Raw genomic sequence first — 21,823 nt, 5'->3', positions numbered from 1 at the left:
CGAAGTCAGTGACAGTTGGACTCGCGGAAGCTCCCCCTCACCCGCCGCGCTTCGCGCGTCGGCCTCTCCCCGCGTGCGGGGAGAGGCAAAGAAGCCTCACTTCACCTTCGGCAGCACCTGCTTCACCACCTGCTTGCCTTCGACCACTTCGACCAGAAAACTCTGGCGGTCGATGTCGCCGGTCTCGCTGAAGGTGACGTCCATCAGGATGCCCGGCTCGTCCGCGGCCTTGATGGTCAGGCCATGCAGCGTGTCGGCGAACGCCTTGGAATCGACCTTGCCCATCTTCTCGGTGGTGGCCTTCACCATGTAGACGGCGAGGTAGCCCTTCAGGCCGTTGTGGTCCGGCACGTAATTGTACTTCTTGGAAAACTTCTCGCGGAACGCCTTGATCAGGTCGACCGGTGCGTCCGTCGTGAGGCCGACATGGCCGCGCGCGCCGTTGGCGGCATCGCCGGCGAGCTCGATCACCTTCTGGCCGATCAGCGTGGTCTCGCCCATCAGCGGCGCGGTGACGCCCTGGCGCTTCAGCTCTTTCAGGATGCGCGCGCTCTCTTCCTCGTTGAGATAGACGAATACGGCGTCGGGATTGGCAGACTTGATCTTGCCGACGTCGGCGGCGAAGTCGGCCTGGCCTGCTTCGGTGGAGAGATCGGCGACGACCTTGGAGCCGAGCCGGTCGAGCTCCTTCACGACGACGTCGCGTCCGCCGCGGCCGAAGTCGTTGTTGACCCAGACCACCGCGACCGACTTCGCCTTCATCTCGTCGTGGATGTATTTTGCGACCTTCGGCATCGAGGATTGCTGGCCGAACGAGGTGCGGAACAGGAACTTGTTGCCGGCTTGCGTCAGCTCGGCGGCTTCGCCGCCCATGATCTGCGCGATGCCGGCTTCGGCCGCGAGCGGTGCGGTGACCTTCACCGAGCCGGAATAGCCGGGTCCGAGCAGCACATAGGGCTCGGCATCGAGTGCCTTCTGCACTTGCGCGCGGGCAACGCCCGGATTGGATTGCGAGTCGGCATGGGTGACCTCGAGCTTGCGGCCGAGCACGCCGCCCTTGGCGTTGATCTCCTCGATCGCGAGGTCGATGCCGTTCTTCCAGTTGGTGCCGACGGTGGCGCCGCCGCCCGACAGCTCGGCGACGTCGGCGAGCTTGATCGCCTGTGCGTGGACGCTGGTTGCAGTCGCGAAGGCAAGCAGGGCGCCTGCCAGAATAGTCGATTTCATCGTCTCTCCTCCCGTTCCCTCTGATGTTGTTGTCCGCGGCCTTGTGTCCGGCCGCTTCGGTTACGCTGCGTGATAGGCTGAGCTTCGTGCCGCCATCACCTCGTCAAAAGCCTCTCCCATGACTTCGGTCGATGGGGCAAGGCCGGTGAACAGTTCGAAAGCGTCGGCGGCCTGGTAGATCGCAAGCTCCCGCCCGGTCATGATCTTCGCGCCGCGCTCCTGCGCCGCGGCCAGCAGCGGCGTGATCAGCGGCGAATAGACGGCGTCGGCCACCCAGAGCTTCTCGTGCAGCAGCGCAGCCGGAACAGGCATGCCGCGGTTCGGCAGCATGCCGACCGGCGTGCCGTTGACGAGCCCGGTCGCGCCGTCGAGCGCGTCCTCGACGCTTTTCGCGACCCTGGCGCCGCCATGCTTGGCAAGCAGTGCGGCAAGTTTTTCGGCCCGCGCCGGTTCGGAGTCGAAGATGCGGAGGTCGGCGACCTCAAGGCTCGCCAGTGCGAAGGCGATCGCTTTGCCGACGCCGCCCGTGCCGATCACGGCAACCGCATTTCCAGACGGCGCCAGCAGCGGCGCCACCGCGCGCGCAAAGCCGGTGGTGTCGGTGTTGTGGCCGGTCAGGCGGCCGTCCCTGACAACGACGGTGTTGACCGCGCCCATCGCGGCGGCGCCCGGCGCCAGTGCGTCGAGCAGTGGGACCACCGCTTCCTTGTAAGGATAGGTCACGTTGACGCCGGCAAAGCCGAGCCGCCGCACGCCTTCGAGCATCAGCCTCAGTCCGGCCGCGTCGGCGCCTGCGACCTCGATCAGCTGGTAGTGACCGCGCAGGCCGAGCGCCTCGGCGGCGCGCTCATGCATGGCGGGGGAAGCGGAATGCGCGATCGGCGCGCCGATCAGGCCGGTGAGGAGTTTCTTGCTGGCGGCGTATCCGCGCTTCGACATGGTTCGCTATCGTCTCGTTGGGAGCGTTCGGTCCCGGCCATTAGCGGGGAAACCTGCGCAATTCCAAGGGGGCTTCCGCGTGCGACGATAGCCTTTCCCTCGCCTAACACAATTACCCTTATGCCCCGCAAACCTAACATCATGTTATTTCTTCCGTCCGCGTGCAGGCGCAGCCCTGCCGTTGCCGCGGGACGGCTCGACCGCGCGCATCTCGGCGCGCAGGGATTCGATGAAATACTCGACGTGAAGCGACAGCGGTGCGCCGCGCTTCACCGCGATATAGGTGTCGAACCGCGTCGGCTCGGTGATCTTGAGCAGCTCGATCCCGGGATAGCCGCCATGGGCCACCGTGAACTGGTCGATGACGGCGATGCCGAGCCCCGCTTTCACCAGCGCGCAGACCGTGGTGCCGAAGCGCGCGCGGATGGTGATGTTGTAATCGAGCCGGTTGCGCGAAAAGATCCCGGCCATGATCCGGCCGTAGGGGTCGTTCGGATCGATGCCGATCAGCGGGTAGCGGGTGATCTCGGCCGCCGACACCTGCTTCCGGCCGGCGAGCTCGTGGCCGGGCGGCACGATGCAATAGAGCTCGCCCGAGGCGAGCGGCAGGAAGTCGAGCCCGGAATGCTCGAGCCGGTAGCTCATCGCCACGCACTCGCCGCGGCCGAGCAGGAGATAGTCGATGGCCTCCTCGAGCTTGAGGATGTTGATGTCGATGCCGAGATCGGGATAGCGGCGCCGGACGCGCTCGATCGCGCGCGGCACCATCACCTGCGAGATGCTCGGCACCGAGCCGATGCGCAATTCCGACAGGCCGCCGCGGCCGATCTTGGAGATGATCTCGGAGAGGTCGTCGACCTTCTTGTAGACGCCGTTGATCTGCTCGAAGATGTTCTCGGCTTCCGGCGTCGGGAAGTAGCGGCCGTTCTGGCGCTGGAAGAAGCGGATGCCGAGCGAGCGCTCGGTGTATTTGACGAGGCGGCTGATCCCCGGCGCCGAGACGTTGAGCAGCTTCGCCGCACCGCCAATGGTGCCCGTCACCATCACGGCACGGATCACTTCAACCTGGCGCAGCGTCATCATGTCCCGGGCTTCCGAAAGAGGATCGTGCGGCGATCATCTCACGAGAGAAGCGAGGTCAGCCAGCGGCAAATGGCGAGCCATGGCAGCGCAGCGAGCGATTCCCATGCCCTCCAGGGGAGGGTAAGGGCGCCGCTCATTCGCTGACGATGATGGCGGAGTAATTTCGCGGTTGGCGTGTTTCGACTAAAATCTGCGCGTTCAAATGGAAGGGCGGCGGCGTCGCGCGATCTGTTGCATCGGCGTCGTCTGCTAGCTCGCCGGCCCTTCGGGCGATACGCTGTTCGCGAACTCGGCGCGCTCGCTCTGTAGCACCTCGCGCGCGAACTCGATGATCTTCTGCTTGTTTGCCGTTTCACGGACGGCGAAAAACACGCGGTTCAATTCCAGGCCGAGCACGCTGTTGAGGGCGATGTTCTCGTCGTCCATCGTGGTTTTCCCGCTTTGTACGCCACAGGTGTAACTTGACGTCCCTTCTTCCACAAGTAGATTAAAGCTTCGGAGCAGGCGGATACCGGAGAACTACGGAAGCAGCGAATTGAGGCAGCCCCCAAATACGTGCTATAGCGGACGACGAGGGTCAGGAAACGCACCGATGTCCGCCGTCGATTATGGCCGGGAAGCGCTCGATTTCATCGAAGGCCTGGGTGTCTATCGCAAGGTACCGGACGCCATGAACGCGCTTGAAGCGGCCTTCGGCCGTTTCGGCTTCGAAACTATCATTGTGACGGGATTGCCGAATCCCGATCAGCGGTTTGCGCAGATGGTGCTCGCCAAGCGCTGGCCGGCGGGATGGTTCAATCTCTACACTCAGAACAACTATGACCGCTTCGATCCCGTGGTGCGGCTGTGCCGGCAATCGGTCAATCCGTTCGAGTGGTCGGAGGCGCCCTATGATGCCGAGCTCGAGCCGAGCGCGGCCGAGGTGATGAACCGCGCCGGCGATTTTCGCATGTCGCGCGGCTTCATCGTGCCGATCCACGGGCTCACCGGCTATGAAGCCGCGGTGTCGCTCGGCGGCGTCCATCTCGACCTCAATCCCCGCAGCAAGCCGGCGCTGCACCTGATGGCGATGTATGGCTTCGACCACATTCGCCGTCTGCTCGACCCGACGCCGTATCCGTCGACGCGTCTCACCCCGCGCGAGCGCGAGGTGATCTCCTGGGCCTCGCAGGGCAAGTCGGCCTGGGAGATCGGCGAGATCCTGCACATCACGCAGCGCACCGCCGAAGAGCATCTTGCAACTGCTGCGCGCAAGCTCGGTGCGGTCAACCGTACGCATGCGGTTGCGCTGGCGATTCGCCACAAGATCATCAATCCCTAAGCGACGTACTGGGAAATTTCCCAATATCGAACCTGCCTCTTTTCGCAGAGGCTGCCCCCCATTGAGGCTGAATGGGGGTTTCCATGATTCACGCAATTTCCGCGGTCAATCGCCACTTATACGAGGACGTAATCGAGCAGCATTTCCGGCTGCGTCATGACATCTTTGTCGAGGAGCGGCACTGGGAGACGCTGCGCAGGCCGGATGGCCGCGAGGTCGATTCCTATGACGACGAGGATACCGTCTATCTGCTTGCGCTGGAGGGACGACGCGTCGTCGGCGGCCACCGGCTCTACCCCACGACCAAGCCCTCGATGATGAGCGAGGTCTTCCCGCATCTGGCGGCGGTTCGCGGCTGCCCCTCGGATCCGCTGATATGGGAATGGTCGCGCTACTTCGTCGTCCGCGATCGCCGCGACGGCGCGCTCAACCTGCAACTGATGGCGGCGGTGCAGGAGTTCTGCCTCGACCAGGGAATCGCGCAGGTCAGCGCGATCATGGAAACCTGGTGGTTGCCGCGCTTCCACGAGGCCGGCTTCGTCGTGACGCCGCTCGGCCTGCCGGCTCTGGTCGAGAACGCCTGGACCATGGCGGCCACCGTCGACATTCGTCGCCAGACGCTCGATGTCCTGCATGATCGCATCGGCATGCCTTCCATCGTGCAACAGGACGGCCCGCGTCTGGACGCCGTCGCCCGTGCCAACCTTTGCGGCCTCGCTGCCGCGCAACGAAAGAGCGCCTGAAATGTCGAATATGATGCGGGACAGCCAGATCATGGCGCAAATCAAGGACGAGAATCTCGGCTACATGTCCGACATGGCGCTCGAGCTGGCGCAGATGGCGGACGACTCCGGACTGACGACGCTTGCCTATCTGTTCCGGATGGCCGCACTGGAGGCCTCGACGGCAAACAGCGTGCTCGCCGAGCCGGACGATCTTCCCCGGCAGATGACGTCGCACTAGACGCAACCTTCTTCACTTCCTTCATTCTGACGACGTCCTCACCCTCTCCCCGGCCTACCCGGGGGGAGGGTGATCGTTTGGGTGCGGCAGGTTGCCCCATGCTGCGCGGCAGCCTTCTTGCATCGCAGGACAGGTTTCGGCCGTGTGCGCCGGGATGCAACAAAGTGCATGTTTGGTGTCAAATCGCTCTTGCCTCTGAACGATACTGCCATTACCCATTTTTCGGCCTTGAAGAGGCAGGGGGAGCTCTTTCACTGATGGCGACCGTGTTCGAACATCGGCGCGACGCTGCGTGCGCCTGAAAGAGTCTTGATGCTGCTAGTCGTCGAACAGTTTTTGAACGGATTGCAGTTCGGCCTGCTGCTGTTCCTGCTCGCCGCCGGCCTGACGCTGGTGTTCGGGATCATGGATCTCGTCAACCTCGCGCACGGCTCGCTCTACATGATGGGCGCCTATTTCGCCGCGACCTTCGCGGCCTGGACCGGCAGCTTCCTGCTCGGTGCGCTGATGGCGCTCGGCGCAACGCTCGTGCTCGGCATCGTGCTCGAGATGACGGCGCTGCGGGATCTCTACGGCCGCGACCATCTCGACCACGTGCTCGCGACCTTCGGCCTGATCCTGTTCTTCAATGAAGCCGTGCGGCTGATCTGGGGCCCGGCAGGCCTGGCGCTGCCGCTGCCGGCCTGGCTCACCGTGCCGGTGCCGATCCTGCCCGGCATTCACTATCCCGCCTATCGCCTCGCCATCATCGTGGTGGCGCTGCTGGTCGCGCTGCTGCTCTATCTCGGCGTGATGCGCACCCGCATCGGCATGCTGATCCGGGCCGGCGCCTCCAACCGAGAGATGATCGGCGCGCTCGGCATCAACATCAAGCTGCTCTACACGCTGGTGTTCGGTCTCGGTGCCGCGCTCGCCGGCCTTGCCGGCCTGATGCAGGCGCCGATCCTCACCGTGCAGATCGGCATGGGCGAGAACATCCTGATCCTGGCCTTCGTCATCATCGTGATCGGCGGCATCGGCTCGATCCGCGGCGCGTTCCTGGCCGCGATCTTCGTCGGCATGATCGACACGCTCGGCCGCGCCTTCCTGCCGAACCTGCTGCGGCAGGTGCTCAGCGGCGCCGCGGCCTCCACCGCCGCGCCCGCGCTGTCGTCCATGCTGATCTATCTTGTGATGGCGATCGTGCTGGTGGTGCGGCCGGAGGGGCTGTTTCCGGCCAACCGTCGATGAAGGCTTTCACGGTGAGCAAGGCCGTCACGGCCCTGATGCTGGCAGGCCTCGTGCTGCTGCCGCTGTATTCGCAAGCATCCGGCAACGTCTTCATCCTGACGCTGTTCACCCGCATCGTCATCCTGGCGCTGGCCGCCGCGAGCCTCAACCTCATCATGGGTTTTGGCGGCATGATGAGCTTTGGCCACGCCGCCTATCTCGGCATCGGCGGCTACGCCGTCGGCATGCTCGCGCAGGAAGGCGTAGGTTCCGGCTTCATCCAGTTTCCAGTCGCGCTGGCGGCCTCCGCGATCTACGCGCTGGTGATCGGCGCGCTCTCTTTGCGCACCCGCGGCGTCTATTTCATCATGATCACGCTGGCCTTTGCGCAGATGGCCTATTACGTCGCCTCGGGGCTGGCGCGTTACGGCGGCGACGACGGCCTCACCGTCTACAAGCGCAGCGACTTCTCCGGGCTGATCAATCTCGGCAATCGCGTGCAGTTCTATTATCTCTGCCTCGCCTGTCTTCTCGGCGTCCTGTTCCTGATCTGGCGCATCGTCAATTCGCGCTTCGGTCTCGTCGTGCAGGGCCTGCGCTCCAACGAGCAGCGCATGCAGGCGATCGGCTTTCCCGCCAAGCGCTATCAGTTGGTCTGCTTCGTCATCTCCGGCATGATGTGCGGACTTGCCGGCGCGCTGCTCGCCAACAACACCGACTTCATCAGCCCGGCCGTGATGTACTGGACGCGTTCCGGCGACCTCATGGTGATGGTGATCCTCGGCGGCATGGGTACGCTGTTCGGCCCGGTGATGGGCGCGGTGGTGTTCCTGCTGCTGGAGGAGTTCCTGTCGCAGATCACCGAATATTGGGCGCTGATCATGGGGCCGCTACTGCTGCTGATCGTGCTGTTCGGGCGCGGCGGCATCATGGGCATGCTCGGGAGGGCTGGCCGTGGCTGAACCCTTGCTCCGCGTCGAGAAGCTGGTGCGCCGCTTCGGCGGCATCATCGCGACGGACAACGTCTCGCTCGACGTCGCGGCCGGCGAGCTGCACGCCATCATCGGCCCGAACGGCGCCGGCAAGACCACGCTGATCAGCCAGCTCACCGGGCATCTCGAACCGCATTCCGGCAGCGTCTCGCTCGGCGGGCGCGACATCACCTACCTGCCGGCCTATCGCCGCTGCGCGCTGGGGCTGGCGCGGTCGTTCCAGATCACCTCGCTGCTGCTCGACTTCACCGCCGCCGACAACGTCGCGCTGGCGGCGCAGGCCCATGCCGGCACCTCGTTCCGCTTCTTCGCCAACGCGCGCAAGGAAAAGGGCTTGCGCGACGCCGCCCATGCCGCGCTCGACCGCGTCGGCCTGTTGCATCGCGCCGACGTCGTCGTGAACAGGCTCAGCCATGGCGAGCGCCGCGAGCTGGAGCTTGCGGTCGCGCTCGCCAGCAAACCGAAATTGCTCCTGCTCGACGAGCCCATGGCCGGCCTCGGCGTCACCGAATCCCAGCGCATGGTCAAGTTGCTCCAGGAGCTGCGCAGGGAGGTCTCGATCGTGCTGGTCGAGCACGACATGCCGGCGGTGTTCGCGCTGGCCGACCGCATCTCGGTGCTGGTCTATGGCCGCGTCATCGCCTCGGGCGATCCGGCCGCGATCCGCGCCAACGAGGACGTCAAGCGCGCCTATCTCGGCGACCAGCATGTGGTGACGCACCATGGCTGACACGCTGCTCGACGTTGACGGCATCGAGACCTGCTACGGCCTCTCCCAGGTGCTGTTCGGCCTGTCGCTGTCGATCAAGCCGGGCGAGATGGTCTCGCTGATGGGCCGCAACGGTATGGGCAAGACGACGACCATCCGCTCCATCATGGGCCTGACACCGGCGCGCGCCGGGAGCATCCGTTTTGCGGGCTCCGAGGTGCGAACGCAACCGTCCTACAGGATCGCAAAACTCGGCGTCGGCCTGGTGCCCGAGGGACGCCAGATCTTCCCGAACCTCACCGTGCGCGAAAACCTGGTCGCGGCGGCGGCCGACCGCTTCGGCAGCAGCAATCCCTGGACGCTCGCGGCCATCTACGTGATGTTCCCGCGCCTCGCCGAACGCGCGTCGAACATGGGCAACCAGCTCTCCGGCGGCGAGCAGCAGATGCTGGCGATCGGCCGCGCGCTGATGACCAACCCGAAGCTCCTCATTCTGGACGAAGCGACCGAGGGCCTTGCGCCATTGATCCGCGAAGAAATCTGGAACTGCCTGTCGCTGCTCAAGAGCCGGGGCCAGTCGATCCTGGTCGTCGACAAGAACGTCGATCACCTCGCCCGCATCTGCGATCGCCACTTCATCATCGAGCGCGGCAAGACGGTGTGGAGCGGCACGTCGGATCAGCTGATGGCCGAGCCGGATCTGCAGCATAAATATCTGGGGATCTAGCGGGCTCGGCGAGGTGAGGGGCAGAGCGCTCCCGCCGATCTCTCGGTGTCGTCCTGGCGAAGGCCAGGACCCATACCGCGGAATCCATCGATTGCAGGTGGTATCCGTACCGGACGACCCGTCTTCGCCAAACTGCTCCCTGGGGTAATCGGTCCTGGCTTTCGCCAGGACGACGCCGGGGTGCGAACCAATCACCAATAAATCCCATGCCGGTGCAGCTCGCGGATCACGCGGGCCTCGGTGGACGGCTGGCGGCGCTTTGGCTTCGCCGTTTCGGTCGTGCTGGCCACCGGTGCGGCAGTGGACTGAGTGGGGGGCGTGGCAACCGGGCCGGTCGCGACCGGTGCGGCTGCTGTCGGCGGCGTCGTAGCAGTGATTGCGGCTGGCGGTGTTGAGGTCGGCGCGGTCGTCGCCGTCTGCAGATTCGGCGCCTGCGTTGCCGCCGGAGCCTGCGTCGTCTGCGCCGGCACGGTTGCCGTCGCGGCCGGCGGCTCGGTGGCCTGCTGGTTCGAATTGGTTGCCGCAAGGCTCAGGCTCCGCGGACCACCGGCATAAGCCTCGGTTGCGACCAGCGACATCACGGCGATCAGGATCAGCTTGCGCATGAGAACCCCCGTTATCTGGCCAGTATGTCTTACCCAATTCGCACGCGCCGGCGCCTAACGCGACAGGTGGTGCGTGCCGATTTCGATCAGGGTGGCCCGGCAGGACAAGCGATAGATCAGACTGAACAATCGACCCAACATGACCGAACTCCGTTGTTGATCATCGGCAGGGACTCTAGACCCCGTGTCTTTCCGGCTGTTTTCGAGGGGGGAGGAAAATGGCTTCGTCGGATGGTGGGGAGATGTCGTCGGAACAGGCGGGACGAAGTCGCCTCACAGCGGCGTGAGCCGTGCGCTATGGTGCTCCCCAAGGCCGCCCGTCGAGAGGGGTGTCAGAACATCTCGAAATATTCGCGGTGCTCCCAGTCGGTGACCTCGGCGAGGAAGCGGTCGATCTCGGCGTTCTTGATGTGGGTGTAGTAGTCGACGAACTCCGCACCGAACTTCTCGCGGAAGAACGGATCGTCCTTCAGCGCCGCAACCGCATCGCGCAGTGACTTCGGCAGCAGCGGCGCCTTGGTTTCGTAGGGCGTGTCGGCCGACGGGCCGGGATCGAGCTTGCGATCGACGCCGTCGAGGCCGGAGAGGATTTGCGAGGCCATGTAGAGATAGGGATTGGCAGCCGGCTCGCCGATGCGGTTCTCAAGGCGCGTGGCGGCATCGCCGGCAGCCCCGAGCACGCGGATCATCACGCCGCGATTGTCGCGGCCCCAGATCGCGCGGTCGGGCGCCAGCGAATAGGAGCGGTAGCGCTTGTAGCCGTTGATGGTCGGGGTGGTGAACACGGCGGACGCGCGGGCGTGGTCGAGCAGGCCGGCAAGGTAGGCGCGGCCGAACGCGCTGAGCGGCTCGCCGCCTGCCTGCGCCATGAACTGGTTTTCGCCGCTGGTGCGCGAGACGATCGACTGGTGCAGATGCCAGCCGCTCGCGAACAGGTTCGGCAGTTTGGGGCGGCACATGAAAGTGGCGTGATAGCCGTGGCGCCGCGCGATCTGCTTCACGGCCGAGCGGAACAGCACCATGTTGTCGGCGGGCTCGAGGCCCTTCCTCGGCGCGAAGGTGAACTCGCACTGGCTTGGCCCGAACTCGACCTCGACCGAGCGCAAGGGCAGGCCGAGTGCGACGACGTCGCGGCGCAGGATCTCCAGCACCGGCTCCATCTGATCGAAGCGCTGCTCGGTGAGGTACTGGTAGCCGTGGCTGAGCAGGCTCACCGAGGGCGGCGTCCCGGGCTGGCCGGCGTCCTCCGCACGCATATGCGGATCGTCGAGCTTGAAGATGTGGAACTCGACCTCGAGCCCGGCGACGAAATCGTGGCCGCGGCCAGCAAGCTCATCGAGCACCTTGCGATAAAGCCCGCGCGTTGCGAACGGCACGGGGCGGCCGTCATTGAAATGGAGATCGCACAGCACCCAGCCCGTGGTCGGCGCCCATGGCAGCACGCGGAAGGTGGTGGGATCGGCAACCATCAGCACGTCGGCTGCGCCCTCCATCTCCTTCATGCCGAACCCGCCGCCCGATGTGAACACCGGGAACACCGTGCGGTGCGAGGTGTCCTTGGCGAGCATGGTGGTGGTGATGGAGCAGCCGCTCTCCAGCGAGGCGATCGCCTCCGCGGCGATGATGGTCTTGCCGCGCAGGATGCCGTGCTGGTCGGGGAAGGCGAGGCGGATGACCTCGAGGTTCTTCTCCTCGACGATGCGGCGCATGCGTTGCGCCGCGTCCTTCTGTTCATCCGACCACAGCGCATGACGCGCGACGAAAGTCACTGCTATTGCTCCCCGATAGCTGTCGTTCCGGGATGGTCCGAAGGACCAGACCCGGAACCTCGAGATTCTCAGGTGCGCAAGTGCGCACCATAGTACGATGCTATCGCATCGCCCCGGAATGACGATGCCCCAAAAATCACTCCGCCGCCATCAGCCGATGCACCTTGCCGTCGATCTCCTTCGGCACCGGCGCGGTCCACGGCGCGCCGCGGCGGCGCTTGACGTCGACTTCCATCCAGTAGGTCTCCCAGCCCCGCGTCGGCCCGATGCCGTCCATGGTCGCCGGTCCCTGGATGCTGCGCGCGTTGGCCTCGTCGAGGAACAGCATCGGCTTCTCGCCGCCGCCGACTTTCTCGATCTCCTGCCGCAGCAGGCGGCGGTATTGCACGATTGCCTTGTCGCTCTGGCCGAGGTGCTCCTTGGTGCGGTCCTGGATCGCGCCCATCGACTCCACCGCCCACTGGTCGTGGACGTTGATGTCGTTGCCCATGCCGGTATAGGTCGCGGTCTGCTGCTCGTGCGGATCGAAACCGTAATCGTTGCCGCTGTTCTTGCGCGATTTGTAGTCGGGCAGCTCATAGAGCTCGAGCCGCTGGTCGCGCATCTTCTTTTTGTCGACGGGGTTCGTGTAGCTGGTGAAGATCGCGTACCAGTAGCAGTTCTCGTCGTCGACCGGCACGTGCCACTGCGTGATCGTCATCTCCGTGCTCATGGGGATGACGAAGCCGTGCGGGAACAGCTGGTTGGTGACGCGCACATGGGTGCGCTCCTCGTCGATCTCGCGCAGCGCGATCAGCCGGAGGCCGTATTCGGTGTGCTCGACATTGATGATCGGACGGTCGTATTCGCGCAGGATCTTCGTCATCGGCAGGTCGCTGCCCGCGGAGGCGCCGCGGAACTGCTTGCCGTAGGCGGTGGAGGTATCCTCGTCCTCGAAGAAGCGGTGCAGATAGGAGGCGTGCGCGGGATCGATGCCGACCTCGAGCGCCTGGAGCCAGTTGCAGGCCATGTGGCCCTTGAACGCGAACGTGTGAGTATCAGGCGCGACAAAGCAGTCGATCTCGGGAAATGCAGGCGGCTCACCCTCGCCGAGATAAGCCCAGAGGATGCCGCTCTTCTCCACGACAGGATAGGAGCGCTGGCGGATGTTCTGGCAGAGCTTTGAATCCTTCGGCTCTGCCGGCGTCTCGATGCACTGGCCGGTGGCGTCGAACAGCCAGCCGTGGAAGGCGCAGCGCAGGCCGCCATGCTCGAGCCGCCCGAAGGCGAGGTCGGCGCCGCGATGCGCGCAGTGGCGATCGATCAGGCCGTAGCGCCCTCGCTCGTCGCGGAACAGCACGAGGTTTTCGCCGAGCAGTCGCACGGGGCGGATCGGCCGCGCGCCTTCCAGCTCCTCGACCAGCGCCGCCGGCTGCCAGTAGCTCCGCATCAGCTTTCCGCAGGGGTCCTTGGGCCCGGTGCGGGTGATCAGGTCGTTCTGCTCCTGGCTCATCATGGCGAGTGCATCCCATATCTCGGAGTGGCGTTTGTTCGCCTATTGAACGAATGGGCGAATTATGACATGCCTTGGATCGGCGGCAAGCACTATTTTGCAGGAAAGTCCGACGCCATGCCCAAGCTGAAGCGAAGCGAGACCGATGAGCGTGCGACGGATTTCGTCGAAAGCCTCGATCGCGGCCTGCGCCTGCTTCAGTGCTTCGGCTCGACGGTCGGCCCGATGACCTTGAGCGATCTCGCCCGCGCCGCCGATCTTCCGCGCGCCACCGCCCGGCGCATGCTGTTCACGCTCCAGCGCGGCGGCTTCGTCGGTGGTGACGGCAAGCTGTTCACGTTGACGCCGCACGTGCTGACCCTTGCCGCATCGTATCTGCGGTCCAATCAGCTCGTCACGGTCCTGCAACCGGTGCTCGATCGCGCCGCAACCGCGGCGAACGAAATCTCGTCCCTCGCAGTGCTCGATGGCGACGACGTCGTGTTCGTCGCGCGCAGCAGTCCGGGGCGGATGTTTTCAGGCGGACTCGAGATCGGCTATCGCCTGCCGGCTTTCTGCACGTCGGTCGGCCGCGCCATGCTCGGCCAGCTCGACGATGCCGAACTTGCTGTGCGGCTGAAGGCGATGACGCGCGAAGTCCTGACGCCGCAGACGGTGGCCGATCCCAAGGCGCTGCTCGCGCGCATCACGGCCGACCGCGCGCAGGGCTATTCGCTGGTCGACCGCGAGGCGGAGCCGCATTTCCGCTCGATCTCGGTTCCCGTGCGGCGCTATGATGGCGTGATCGTCGCCGCCATCAACATGGGCGCCCATGTCGACCGCGTGCCGGCGCAGGAGCTGATCGACCGCTTCCTGCCGCTGCTGCGCGAGGGCGCCGAAGCAGTGCGTTCGCAGTTGCTGTAGCTACAGCGCACTTCGCTCTTCCTGCCTGGCAGGCTATAATGCGCGCGGCACAAGAGAACAGGGAGGATGCCATGCAACATACCATGGTTCCCAGTGATCGCGTGGAGCACGTCGCCGTCTACGGGCGCGACGGCACGAAGCTCGGCACGATCGAGCGGCTGATGCTCGACAAGGTCAGCGGAATGGTCGCCTATGCCGTGATCAAGACCGGCGGGCTGCTCGGTGCTCATCACCATTATCCGGTGCAGTGGAGCGCGCTGAAATACGATCGCGGCCGTCAGGCGTTCCAGGTCGAGCTGACGATGGACGAGTTCAGCAGCGGTCCATGCGAGTTCGATGGCGACGAGTTCGATTGGGGCGACCGCTCGCGGTCCTACCCGCATCCGAATTACTGGTCGGTCTAGAGAGCAGGACGGGTTCGCAGCCGCATCGCTCTTGCGGGCTCAATTGAGCTTGCCGCGCCCGCCGAGCGGCATCCGAAGCAACCGTCTGGCCTATCCCGGCAGCGACTCTTCGCCGACCTTCCAAAGCTCCAGAGGCCGCCCTCGGGATCGCGCGCCGCGAAATCGCGGCTGCCATAATCGGTGTTGTAGGGCTCCATTTCGATCGTCGCACCGGACGCCTTCACCTTCTCATAGAGTGCGTCGGGATCATCGACAGCCAGATAAATGGCATCCGTACGGTGGCCGCCGATGTCGCCGACCCGCTTTGCGTACGCATCATCGCGATGCGCACCGAGCATGAGGATCGACGATCCGTAAGCGGAGCTTTTCTCCCATTTGATTGACTGGTTTCGCTTCGGCTTTCGCTCTGCGATCCTTGGCTTGTCAGAGAGCCGAGAGGAGACTGAAGGCGATGGAACAATCGGGGGAGGAAGCCGAAGCTGATGGCTTTGTAGGGAAGCTTACGCGCCGGACGCGTTCTGGAGGCCGGTTATGGTCTGCGGAGATCAAGGGGCGCGCTGTTTTCGAGAGCATGAAGCCCGACGCCCGGGTATGTGATGTCGCACGGCGTTACGGTGTGAAGGCCCAGCAGTTGACGACGTGGCGCAGATTGGCGCGTGCTGGCCGGCTCGCATTGGTCACGGACGACGCGGCGGATTTCGTGTCGATCGAGCTGAGCGATCCAGTGGCGTCAGGCAAGAGCGAGGGGCCCGTCGAGATTACGATTGGCAAGGTTTCGGTCCGCCTGGATGCGGACGTGTCGGCGGTGCGGATCGCGGAGATCGTGACTGCGATCGAGCGCGGCGCATGATCATTCCGGCGCAGGGACTGCGGATTGTGCTTGCTGTGCGTCCTGTTGACTTCCGGTGCGGGCACGACGCGCTGGCCGGTCTTGTGCAAAACACGCTTGGGCTCGATCCGCATTCGGGCCTGATCGTGGTTTTTCGTTCGAAGCGCGCCGACCGGCTGAAGATTTTGCTATGGGACGGCACGGGCCTCGTTTTGGTCTACAAGCGCCTTGGCCGCGATGGTCGTTTCGAGTGGCCGCAGATCAGCGACGGCGTCATGCATCTGACGCGCGTGCAGTTCAAGGGCTGAACTGGAAGCGAGTGGGCGAACGGATTGTCGCGACGCCAGCTGCGGCGAACTGACTCAGACCCGACAACCTGTTTCGCGCGGGGCTTTGGGATGATAGCTTGCGGATGTGCCGCCGTCCCCCTTTGATCCCGCCCGTCTTGCAGCGCTGCCCGCCGATTTGCGCGCGCTCTTCCGCGCGCAGGAAGCGATGATTGAAGCCGAGCGTCGTCGCGCAGACGATGAATGCTCGGCGCGCCTTCATGTCGAGAGTGAACTGGCTGCGTCCAAAGAGAGCGTCGAACGCCTCGAACTGCTCGTGAAGGAGTACGAGCGCGCACGTTTCGGTAAACGCTCGGAGAAGTTCAATCCCGATCAGATGCAACTGGTTCTCGAGGACATCGAGATTGCCATCGCCGAAGTCCAGGAACGCCAGGACGATCGTGCGCGCCGCGCCGGCACGGCGCCGTCCAGCCGCCGGACCAGGCGCGCTGCCCGTGCCTTTCCCGCGCACCTGCCGCGCATCGAGCAGGTGATCGAACCCGAGAACCTCGAGTGTCCCTGCGGCTGCGGCCGGATGGTCCAGATCGGCGAGGATCGCTCCCGCCGTCTCGATGTCATGGCCGCCCAGTATCGTGTGATCGAGACGGTGCGACCGCGCTACGCCTGCGCAAAGGGCTGCACCGGTGTTGCTCAGGCGCCGGCGCCCGCCCATCTCGTGGAGGGTGGCATCCCCACCGAGGCGCTGCTGGCGCAGGTGGCGGTCGCCAAGTTCAGCGAGCACATGCCACTCTATCGTCAGTCGCAGGTTCTGGCTCGGCATGGCATCTTCATCGATCGCGCCGTTCTGGCAGACTGGATGGGAACGGTCGCCTTCCACCTCGCGCCGCTGGTCGAGCGCATGAGCGTCGTGATGAAGCAATCGGGCCGCTTGTTCATAGACGAGACCAGGGCGCCTGTGCTCGATCCGGGCCGGGGCCGAACGAAGACCGGCTATCTGTGGGCTGTCCTGCGCGACGATCGCGGCCACGGCGGCGCTGATCCACCAATCGTGGTCTACCACTACGCGCCAGGACGCGGTGGTGACCATGCTGAGCGCATCCTCGAGGGCTTCGACGGCATCCTTCAGGTCGACGGATACCAGGGCTATCATCGGCTCGCACGGCCCAAGCGCAAAGGCGGCGTGCCGCTGCGGCTGGCCGCATGTTGGTCCCACTCAAGGCGCAAGATCATCGCAGCGACTCCGAAAGCCGGCTCACCCATCGCCGAAGCCGTTCTCGCGCGCATCGCCGCACTCTATGCGATCGAGAAGGAGATCCGTGGCGCCGACGCCCCGGCTCGGCAAACGACCCGTAACGAGCGATCACGGCCGCTCGTCGCTGAACTCGAGAGGTTTCTGCGCGAGCAAGCCGCTCGCCTGTCGCCGGGCAGCGAGATGGGCAAGGCGATCGCCTATCTCCTGAACCATTGGGATGGCCTCACCTTGTTTCTCGACGATGGTTGCGTTGAGATGGACACCAATCCCGTCGAAAATCAAATCAGGCCGCTGACTCTGACGCGTAAAAATAGTTTATTTGCTGGTCACGACGAAGGTGGTCGTTCATGGGCGCGCATAGCTTCGCTCATCGCCACCTGCAAAATCAACAGCGTGGAGCCCTACGTCTGGATGAAAGCGACGCTCAAAGCGATCGCAACCGGTCACCCGCAGTCCCGGATCGACGAGCTCCTGCCCTGGTCGTTCGGCCGCACCTCGTAATTCTCCGTCGTTGCCGCCTCCATACCCCCCGCCAACGATTTGCAAACACGTTGATCAACAGACTGCAATCCCCACGCCAAACCTTTGCGAATGGGACGCGAACGTCGCTTACGACGATCCAAATGCCAATTCGGCGTGAACGACCGTGCCCTCCTTGCGATAGGCCACGCGCTCGGCGAAGCCGAGAACGTTTTTCAGCCAGGCGATCATCGCCTCCGGATCCTTGCAGCGCATGGTGTGGTACAGGCGCGGCGCTTCATAGCCATTCTGCTGGTTCATGAAATTCTCCAGGAAATTATCCAGGTCTTTTGCAACACCGACCCTAGTTCGGATCGCGCCAGCCGGGCTTGAACAAATGGGACCGGACGCTACCCGCCGCCGTCCCGCATCAGGCGTGGATCCGCAAGATCGAGCCGCGCGGCCCATCCGGTCGGCGTCTCGCCGCTGAGTAACCGGAAGTCGCGGGCAAGATGCGCCTGGTCGGCATAGCCGGCGTCTGCCGCGACGGCTGCCCAGCCGCCTGTCCCGTCCGTGCGAGCCAGTGAGCAGGCCCGGTGAAAGCGCAGCATCTGGGCCATTGTCTTCGGCGGTACGCCGATCTCGTTGTGGAAGCGGCGCGTGAGATGCTTGCGGCTCCAGCCTATGTCGGTGGCAAGCTCGGTGATCCGGACCGCGCCTGCCCGTCGCCAGAGCGTATCGAGGGCGAAGGCGATCGCCGGCGAGGGCTCATGCACGGCGCGACGAAGCACGAAGTCTTCCACGATCTCAAATCGTCGCTGCCATCCGACCGCCTCGGCAACCCTAGCGCGGAGGTTCTCGCCATTCCGTCCCAGAATGTCGTCCAGACCGACCATGCGCGCGGTCAGATCCGGCACCGCTCCTCCGAAGAAGCGATACGCCCCAAGCGGGGTGAAATCGACCTGAACGCATTCGGCGCGGCCATCGGATTCGATAAGGACCGGTCCGGGAAAGAGACCAGCCGCGAAACTCGGCTGAGCGTCGGCAACATCCGGCTCGCGCCCAAGCGCAATGCGGAAGGGTGTCCCCAAATTCACGAGAAGAGGCAGCGCAAGCGGCGCCGCGTGCCGGAAGCCGGCCAACCCGACGCCGCGCTCGCGATAGAACGAGATGCTGGAGACCAGCCGCGCAAGGCGTGGCGAGGCGGGCCGACGGATGACATCGGGGTTTGCGGCAGCGTCCATCGCGCGCAGCATAGCGCCGCAGCGGTGCCCCTCCAAGTGGACGGCGCGCCCCGCCTTGCCCGTGTGGTGGCTAGCGGTTGCGCATCCAGTCGGCGAGGCCGGACAGCGCCTTGTCGAGGTCCTGCCGCGCGGCAGCGTCCGTGACCGTCTCCTCCAGCGCGCCGCGCATGCAGGTGAGCCACGCATCGCGTTCGGCATCGCCGATGGCAAAGCCGATGTGACGCTGGCGCAGCCGTGGGTGTCCCTTGTCGACGGAATAGAGTCTTGGGCCGCCGGTCCATTCGGTGAGATAGCGCTTCAGCACGTCCCTGATCAGGCCGAGATCGGCTGCATGCATGGCGCGGATGACTTTCGCCTCCGGCAGCGTGTCCATCCGTTCGTAGAAGCGATCGACCAGAAGGTCGATCGTGGCACTGCCGCCGATCCGCTCGAACATGGAGATTGCGACGTCGCTATCGGTCATCATTTGTCTCGAGGCTTGCTTGCTGATCGTTGATACAGTGTTGCTGGAGGTCGCGCAAAATCCTTGCTGTCGTCCCGGACAAGCGCAGCGAAGCGGAGCGCTGATCCGGGACCCAGCCAAAGGGGGTAGTTTTGCGATGACTCGTGGTTACCAGCTCGCGCAACAACTTCTCCTTGGGGGTATGGGTCCCGGATCGGCGCGCGCTTGTGGCGCGCTTGTCCGGGACGACAGTGGAGTGTGTAGCTGTAGCGAGCTCGAAACGACCTACAGCGCCACGCTGCGCAGACCAAAGCTGCGCGCTTCGTTCTGGAGCACCGGGCGCACCGCGTCGATCAGGCGCGCGGCGGCGGCATCGACGGAGAGGCCCGCCGTATCCACCACCGCCGTCGCACGCGAGTACAGCGGCTCGCGGCTCAAGAGGATGTTGCGCAGCTCGGCCATCGCGGAGCGGTCGTCCGCCATCGGGCGCAGGTCGCCCTGGCGGCGGACGCGGGCCATGTGCTCCTCGGGCTCGGCCTTCAGCCAGATCGTGTAGAACGACGACAGGATCTGGTCGAAGGTCAAAGGCTCGGAGACGATGCCGCCGCCGGTCGCCAGCACCATCAGCTCGTTGCGCGCGAGCAGCTGTTGCAGCGCCGCCTGCTCCATGCGGCGAAAGCCTTCCTGGCCGTACAGCGCGATGATCTCGGCGACCGAGAGGCCGTTCTGCTGCTCGACCTCCTTGTTGAGCTCGACGAAGCTCCAGCCGACCTTCTTCGCCAGGATCTTGCCGAGCGTGGACTTGCCGGCGCCGCGCAGGCCGATCAGCGCGATGCCGCAGAACGGCGCGCGCCGCGGCGCCGATGCGCTGCCGCCGGCGAGCAAATCCTTGGCCTGCGCGATCTGAGACGGCGTCGCCTTGCGCAGGAGATCGCGAAACATCTGCCAGTCCGGCGTCGGATCGGCGCTGGGCAGCAGATCTTCGAGATGCGCGCCCATCGCGTCGGAGACGCGGCGGAGCAGCACGATCGAGACATTGCCCTTGCCGCTTTCGAGCTGCGCGATGTAGCGCTCCGAGATTCCTGATACCTTGGCGAGCACTTTGCGCGACATGCCGCGCAGTGCGCGCGTGGTGCGCACACGCTGGCCGAGCTGTTCGAGGAAGCGGGATTCGGCGTCGGGACTGTCGGTCATGAGCCTTCTTTACAGATGTCCTGCGGCGCGTTTTAATGAAACATAATGCCTGCTGGCATTGACAGAAAGCCGCCGCGGTGTCTTTCTATGAATTATAATTCTAAATTCAGGGGAGAAGTCCGTGAGCGAGGGATCCTATAACGCGGTGACCTGGCTGCTCGACCGTAACGTCGAGGTGGGGCGCGGCAACAAGCTCGCCTTCGACGACACCGTCTCGCGGCTGACCTATGGCGAGCTCCAGCGCGAGAGCCGCCGCGCCGCCAACATGCTGCGCCGTCTCGGCGTCCGCCGCGAGGAGCGCGTGGCGATGATCATGCTCGATACGGTCGATTTCCCGATCGTGTTCCTGGGCGCGATCCGCGCTGGCGTCGTGCCGGTGCCGCTCAACACGCTGCTGACCGCGGACCAGTACGCCTACATCCTCGCCGACTGCCGTGCCCGCGTGCTGTTCGTTTCCGAAGCGCTCTATCCCGTCATCAGGGACGTCGTCGGCCGCATGCCGGATCTCGAGCATGTCGTCGTCTCCGGCGCCAAGCAGAATGGCCACAAGCAGCTCGCCGAGGAGCTCGCTGATGAGAGCGACCAGTTCACCATCGCCGCGACTCATCCGGACGAGCCGGCATTCTGGCTGTATTCGTCCGGCTCGACCGGCATGCCCAAGGGCGTGCGCCATCTGCATTCGAACTTGCAGGCGACTGCGGACACCTACGCCAGGCAGGTGCTCGGCATTCGCGAGAGCGACGTCTGCCTCTCCGCCGCAAAGCTGTTTTTCGCCTATGGTCTCGGCAATGCGCTGACCTTCCCGATGTCGGTCGGCGCAACCGTCGTGCTGAACAGCGAGCGCCCGACGCCGGCGCGCATGTTTGACCTGATGAACCGCTATAACCCCTCGATCTTCTACGGCGTGCCGACCTTGTTCGCGGCGATGCTCAACGACGAGATGATGAAGGCCGAGCGCGGCGGAAAGAGCTTGCGCATCTGCACCTCGGCCGGTGAGGCATTGCCCGAGTCTGTGGGCAACAGCTGGAAGGCGCGCTTCGGCGTCGACATTCTCGACGGCGTCGGCTCGACCGAGCTCTTGCACATCTTCCTGTCGAATGCGCCCGGCGACATCAAATACGGCTCCTCCGGCAAGCCGGTGCCGGGCTATGCGGTGCGGCTCGTCAACGAGGCCGGCCAAGACGTCGCCGACGGCGAGGTCGGCGAGCTGCTGGTCGATGCGCCCTCCGCCGGCGAAGGCTATTGGAACCAGCGCCACAAGAGCCGCCGCACCTTCGAGGGCCCGTGGACCCGCACCGGCGACAAATATGTCCGCGACACTGATGGCCGCTACACCTTCTGCGGCCGTGCCGACGACATGTTCAAGGTCTCCGGCATCTGGGTCTCGCCGTTCGAGGTCGAGAGCGCGTTGATCACGCACCCGGCGGTGCTGGAAGCCGCCGTCGTGCCCGAGGCCGATCCGGAAGGCCTCTTGAAGCCGAAAGCCTTCGTCGTGCTGCGTCAGGGCGCGAAGACCGCGAACTTGCAGGAGATGCTGAAGGAGCACGTCAAGCAGAAGATCGGCCCGTGGAAATATCCGCGCTGGATCGACGTGGTGGACTCGCTGCCGAAAACGGCGACGGGGAAGATCCAGCGGTTCAAGCTGCGGGAAGGGGCGAATTGATTGGCTTCGTCATTCCGGGGCGCGCGAAGCGCGAACCCGGAATCTCGATCCGCAGACTGCAATCTCGGGATTCCGGATCAACTCGCTTTGCGAGTTGTCCGGAATGACGG

At 64.7% G+C, this 21,823-nt stretch carries 25 protein-coding genes; 13 read left to right on the top strand and 12 right to left on the bottom strand.

Annotation, left to right across the window (positions count from 1 at the left end):
• Positions 1 to 96: 96 nt before the first annotated feature.
• The 4 genes from ACFLEY_RS45205 to ACFLEY_RS45190 form a co-directional block, all read right to left on the bottom strand.
• On the bottom strand, positions 97 to 1,227 hold the full coding sequence (locus ACFLEY_RS45205) for an ABC transporter substrate-binding protein (protein ID WP_011083878.1): 1,131 nt from the start codon (positions 1,225 to 1,227) through the stop codon (positions 97 to 99).
• A gap of 60 nt (positions 1,228 to 1,287) precedes the next feature.
• Positions 1,288 to 2,166: a shikimate dehydrogenase gene (locus ACFLEY_RS45200; protein WP_011083879.1), complete on the bottom strand. Its 879-nt coding sequence runs from the start codon at positions 2,164 to 2,166 to the stop codon at positions 1,288 to 1,290.
• 144 nt (positions 2,167 to 2,310) lie between these two features.
• Complete coding sequence (locus ACFLEY_RS45195) at positions 2,311 to 3,249, bottom strand: LysR family transcriptional regulator (protein ID WP_011083880.1); 939 nt, start codon at positions 3,247 to 3,249, stop codon at positions 2,311 to 2,313.
• Positions 3,250 to 3,498: 249 nt separating this feature from the next.
• Positions 3,499 to 3,675, bottom strand: a complete 177-nt coding sequence (locus ACFLEY_RS45190) for a hypothetical protein (RefSeq protein WP_053815098.1) — start codon at positions 3,673 to 3,675, stop codon at positions 3,499 to 3,501.
• A 166-nt stretch (positions 3,676 to 3,841) separates the two neighbouring features.
• On the opposite strand from ACFLEY_RS45190, the gene ACFLEY_RS45185 reads away from it, so the two are divergent.
• The 7 genes from ACFLEY_RS45185 (at position 3,842) to ACFLEY_RS45155 (ending at position 9,170) form a co-directional block, all read left to right on the top strand.
• The gene (locus ACFLEY_RS45185; protein ID WP_060909420.1) at positions 3,842 to 4,570 is read left to right on the top strand and encodes a LuxR family transcriptional regulator; all 729 of its coding nucleotides are present in this window, start codon (positions 3,842 to 3,844) and stop codon (positions 4,568 to 4,570) included.
• An 83-nt stretch (positions 4,571 to 4,653) separates the two neighbouring features.
• Positions 4,654 to 5,313, top strand: coding sequence for an acyl-homoserine-lactone synthase (locus ACFLEY_RS45180; protein WP_060909419.1), 660 nt, complete (start codon positions 4,654 to 4,656; stop codon positions 5,311 to 5,313).
• 1 nt (position 5,314) lies between these two features.
• A complete protein-coding gene (locus tag ACFLEY_RS45175) occupies positions 5,315 to 5,533 on the top strand; it encodes a hypothetical protein (protein ID WP_060909418.1) in 219 nt (72 codons plus the stop codon).
• A gap of 312 nt (positions 5,534 to 5,845) precedes the next feature.
• Entirely contained in the window at positions 5,846 to 6,763 is a 918-nt protein-coding gene (locus tag ACFLEY_RS45170; protein WP_060909417.1) for a branched-chain amino acid ABC transporter permease, read from the top strand.
• A complete protein-coding gene (locus ACFLEY_RS45165; RefSeq protein ID WP_011083885.1) occupies positions 6,760 to 7,704 on the top strand; it encodes a branched-chain amino acid ABC transporter permease in 945 nt (314 codons plus the stop codon). Before ACFLEY_RS45170 ends, ACFLEY_RS45165 begins: the two co-directional genes overlap by 4 nt.
• Positions 7,697 to 8,464 (top strand): ABC transporter ATP-binding protein, encoded by a 768-nt coding sequence (locus tag ACFLEY_RS45160; RefSeq protein WP_011083886.1) that lies wholly within the window; start codon positions 7,697 to 7,699, stop codon positions 8,462 to 8,464. The genes ACFLEY_RS45165 and ACFLEY_RS45160 overlap by 8 nt, the downstream gene beginning before the upstream one ends.
• On the top strand, positions 8,457 to 9,170 hold the full coding sequence (locus ACFLEY_RS45155) for an ABC transporter ATP-binding protein (RefSeq protein WP_028172718.1): 714 nt from the start codon (positions 8,457 to 8,459) through the stop codon (positions 9,168 to 9,170). The genes ACFLEY_RS45160 and ACFLEY_RS45155 overlap by 8 nt, the downstream gene beginning before the upstream one ends.
• Positions 9,171 to 9,361: 191 nt before the next feature.
• Here ACFLEY_RS45155 and ACFLEY_RS45150 read toward each other — a convergent pair whose 3' ends face one another.
• From ACFLEY_RS45150 to ACFLEY_RS45140, 3 genes are all read right to left on the bottom strand, one after another.
• Positions 9,362 to 9,775, bottom strand: a complete 414-nt coding sequence (locus ACFLEY_RS45150) for a hypothetical protein (protein ID WP_011083888.1) — start codon at positions 9,773 to 9,775, stop codon at positions 9,362 to 9,364.
• A gap of 332 nt (positions 9,776 to 10,107) precedes the next feature.
• Complete coding sequence (locus tag ACFLEY_RS45145; RefSeq protein ID WP_211433539.1) at positions 10,108 to 11,544, bottom strand: glutamine synthetase family protein; 1,437 nt, start codon at positions 11,542 to 11,544, stop codon at positions 10,108 to 10,110.
• Positions 11,545 to 11,680: 136 nt separating this feature from the next.
• Positions 11,681 to 13,039, bottom strand: a complete 1,359-nt coding sequence (locus ACFLEY_RS45140) for an aromatic ring-hydroxylating dioxygenase subunit alpha (RefSeq protein ID WP_060909416.1) — start codon at positions 13,037 to 13,039, stop codon at positions 11,681 to 11,683.
• Positions 13,040 to 13,153: 114 nt separating this feature from the next.
• Here ACFLEY_RS45140 and ACFLEY_RS45135 point away from each other — a divergent pair, with 114 nt between their 5' ends.
• Together ACFLEY_RS45135 and ACFLEY_RS45130 are read left to right on the top strand one after the other, a co-directional pair.
• Positions 13,154 to 13,939, top strand: a complete 786-nt coding sequence (locus ACFLEY_RS45135) for an IclR family transcriptional regulator C-terminal domain-containing protein (protein ID WP_060912778.1) — start codon at positions 13,154 to 13,156, stop codon at positions 13,937 to 13,939.
• 71 nt (positions 13,940 to 14,010) lie between these two features.
• Positions 14,011 to 14,343, top strand: coding sequence for a PRC-barrel domain-containing protein (locus ACFLEY_RS45130; protein ID WP_028172723.1), 333 nt, complete (start codon positions 14,011 to 14,013; stop codon positions 14,341 to 14,343).
• Here the strand turns inward: ACFLEY_RS45130 and ACFLEY_RS45125 are convergent.
• The gene (locus ACFLEY_RS45125; protein ID WP_396604450.1) at positions 14,340 to 14,681 is read right to left on the bottom strand and encodes a VOC family protein; all 342 of its coding nucleotides are present in this window, start codon (positions 14,679 to 14,681) and stop codon (positions 14,340 to 14,342) included. The two genes, ACFLEY_RS45130 and ACFLEY_RS45125, sit on opposite strands and share 4 nt — an antisense overlap.
• 113 nt (positions 14,682 to 14,794) lie before the next feature.
• Here ACFLEY_RS45125 and ACFLEY_RS45120 point away from each other — a divergent pair, with 113 nt between their 5' ends.
• The 3 genes from ACFLEY_RS45120 to tnpC all read left to right on the top strand — a co-directional run bounded on the left by ACFLEY_RS45120 (position 14,795) and on the right by tnpC (position 17,212).
• Positions 14,795 to 15,193 carry a transposase gene (locus tag ACFLEY_RS45120; protein ID WP_026192391.1) on the top strand — a complete coding sequence of 133 codons (399 nt, stop codon included), beginning with the start codon at positions 14,795 to 14,797 and terminating at the stop codon, positions 15,191 to 15,193.
• On the top strand, positions 15,190 to 15,480 hold the full coding sequence (gene tnpB, locus ACFLEY_RS45115) for an IS66 family insertion sequence element accessory protein TnpB (protein ID WP_396604449.1): 291 nt from the start codon (positions 15,190 to 15,192) through the stop codon (positions 15,478 to 15,480). The genes ACFLEY_RS45120 and tnpB overlap by 4 nt, the downstream gene beginning before the upstream one ends.
• 187 nt (positions 15,481 to 15,667) lie before the next feature.
• Complete coding sequence (gene tnpC / locus ACFLEY_RS45110; RefSeq protein ID WP_224517700.1) at positions 15,668 to 17,212, top strand: IS66 family transposase; 1,545 nt, start codon at positions 15,668 to 15,670, stop codon at positions 17,210 to 17,212.
• A 108-nt stretch (positions 17,213 to 17,320) separates the two neighbouring features.
• Here the strand turns inward: tnpC and ACFLEY_RS45105 are convergent, their stop codons facing one another.
• From ACFLEY_RS45105 to ACFLEY_RS45090, 4 genes are all read right to left on the bottom strand, one after another.
• Positions 17,321 to 17,491, bottom strand: coding sequence for a hypothetical protein (locus ACFLEY_RS45105; RefSeq protein WP_211434237.1), 171 nt, complete (start codon positions 17,489 to 17,491; stop codon positions 17,321 to 17,323).
• Positions 17,492 to 17,580: 89 nt separating this feature from the next.
• Positions 17,581 to 18,426 carry an AraC family transcriptional regulator gene (locus ACFLEY_RS45100; RefSeq protein WP_082755655.1) on the bottom strand — a complete coding sequence of 282 codons (846 nt, stop codon included), beginning with the start codon at positions 18,424 to 18,426 and terminating at the stop codon, positions 17,581 to 17,583.
• Positions 18,427 to 18,484: 58 nt separating this feature from the next.
• Positions 18,485 to 18,877 (bottom strand): group II truncated hemoglobin, encoded by a 393-nt coding sequence (locus ACFLEY_RS45095; RefSeq protein WP_060912776.1) that lies wholly within the window; start codon positions 18,875 to 18,877, stop codon positions 18,485 to 18,487.
• A gap of 264 nt (positions 18,878 to 19,141) precedes the next feature.
• Positions 19,142 to 20,050, bottom strand: a complete 909-nt coding sequence (locus tag ACFLEY_RS45090; protein ID WP_060909415.1) for a helix-turn-helix transcriptional regulator — start codon at positions 20,048 to 20,050, stop codon at positions 19,142 to 19,144.
• A gap of 121 nt (positions 20,051 to 20,171) precedes the next feature.
• Between ACFLEY_RS45090 and ACFLEY_RS45085 the strand changes: the two genes are divergently transcribed.
• A complete protein-coding gene (locus tag ACFLEY_RS45085) occupies positions 20,172 to 21,713 on the top strand; it encodes a benzoate-CoA ligase family protein (protein ID WP_060909414.1) in 1,542 nt (513 codons plus the stop codon).
• The last annotated feature ends 110 nt before the right edge of the window (positions 21,714 to 21,823 follow it).

Source organism: Bradyrhizobium sp. YCK136 (genome assembly GCF_044570075.1).
GTDB classification, from domain to species: domain Bacteria; phylum Pseudomonadota; class Alphaproteobacteria; order Rhizobiales; family Xanthobacteraceae; genus Bradyrhizobium; species Bradyrhizobium diazoefficiens.
The sequence above is the reverse complement of the archived record's forward strand: the minus strand, read 5'-3'. Positions and strand labels throughout refer to the sequence as shown.

What these genes read in the sequence shown, in the direction of transcription:
- ACFLEY_RS45095 (WP_060912776.1), bottom strand. Translation starts at nt 18,877, where the DNA reads ATGACCGATAGCGACGTCGCAATCTCCATGTTCGAGCGGATCGGCGGC.
- ACFLEY_RS45205 (WP_011083878.1), bottom strand. Translation starts at nt 1,227, where the DNA reads ATGAAATCGACTATTCTGGCAGGCGCCCTGCTTGCCTTCGCGACTGCA.
- ACFLEY_RS45140 (WP_060909416.1), bottom strand. Translation starts at nt 13,039, where the DNA reads ATGATGAGCCAGGAGCAGAACGACCTGATCACCCGCACCGGGCCCAAG.
- ACFLEY_RS45105 (WP_211434237.1), bottom strand. Translation starts at nt 17,491, where the DNA reads ATGAACCAGCAGAATGGCTATGAAGCGCCGCGCCTGTACCACACCATG.
- tnpC (WP_224517700.1), top strand. Translation starts at nt 15,668, where the DNA reads ATGATTGAAGCCGAGCGTCGTCGCGCAGACGATGAATGCTCGGCGCGC.
- ACFLEY_RS45195 (WP_011083880.1), bottom strand. Translation starts at nt 3,249, where the DNA reads ATGATGACGCTGCGCCAGGTTGAAGTGATCCGTGCCGTGATGGTGACG.
- tnpB (WP_396604449.1), top strand. Translation starts at nt 15,190, where the DNA reads ATGATCATTCCGGCGCAGGGACTGCGGATTGTGCTTGCTGTGCGTCCT.
- ACFLEY_RS45175 (WP_060909418.1), top strand. Translation starts at nt 5,315, where the DNA reads ATGTCGAATATGATGCGGGACAGCCAGATCATGGCGCAAATCAAGGAC.
- ACFLEY_RS45100 (WP_082755655.1), bottom strand. Translation starts at nt 18,426, where the DNA reads ATGCTGCGCGCGATGGACGCTGCCGCAAACCCCGATGTCATCCGTCGG.
- ACFLEY_RS45170 (WP_060909417.1), top strand. Translation starts at nt 5,846, where the DNA reads ATGCTGCTAGTCGTCGAACAGTTTTTGAACGGATTGCAGTTCGGCCTG.
- ACFLEY_RS45125 (WP_396604450.1), bottom strand. Translation starts at nt 14,681, where the DNA reads ATGCTCGGTGCGCATCGCGATGATGCGTACGCAAAGCGGGTCGGCGAC.
- ACFLEY_RS45090 (WP_060909415.1), bottom strand. Translation starts at nt 20,050, where the DNA reads ATGACCGACAGTCCCGACGCCGAATCCCGCTTCCTCGAACAGCTCGGC.
- ACFLEY_RS45200 (WP_011083879.1), bottom strand. Translation starts at nt 2,166, where the DNA reads ATGTCGAAGCGCGGATACGCCGCCAGCAAGAAACTCCTCACCGGCCTG.
- ACFLEY_RS45190 (WP_053815098.1), bottom strand. Translation starts at nt 3,675, where the DNA reads ATGGACGACGAGAACATCGCCCTCAACAGCGTGCTCGGCCTGGAATTG.
- ACFLEY_RS45150 (WP_011083888.1), bottom strand. Translation starts at nt 9,775, where the DNA reads ATGCGCAAGCTGATCCTGATCGCCGTGATGTCGCTGGTCGCAACCGAG.
- ACFLEY_RS45185 (WP_060909420.1), top strand. Translation starts at nt 3,842, where the DNA reads ATGTCCGCCGTCGATTATGGCCGGGAAGCGCTCGATTTCATCGAAGGC.
- ACFLEY_RS45135 (WP_060912778.1), top strand. Translation starts at nt 13,154, where the DNA reads ATGCCCAAGCTGAAGCGAAGCGAGACCGATGAGCGTGCGACGGATTTC.
- ACFLEY_RS45165 (WP_011083885.1), top strand. Translation starts at nt 6,760, where the DNA reads ATGAAGGCTTTCACGGTGAGCAAGGCCGTCACGGCCCTGATGCTGGCA.
- ACFLEY_RS45120 (WP_026192391.1), top strand. Translation starts at nt 14,795, where the DNA reads ATGGAACAATCGGGGGAGGAAGCCGAAGCTGATGGCTTTGTAGGGAAG.
- ACFLEY_RS45155 (WP_028172718.1), top strand. Translation starts at nt 8,457, where the DNA reads ATGGCTGACACGCTGCTCGACGTTGACGGCATCGAGACCTGCTACGGC.
- ACFLEY_RS45130 (WP_028172723.1), top strand. Translation starts at nt 14,011, where the DNA reads ATGCAACATACCATGGTTCCCAGTGATCGCGTGGAGCACGTCGCCGTC.
- ACFLEY_RS45180 (WP_060909419.1), top strand. Translation starts at nt 4,654, where the DNA reads ATGATTCACGCAATTTCCGCGGTCAATCGCCACTTATACGAGGACGTA.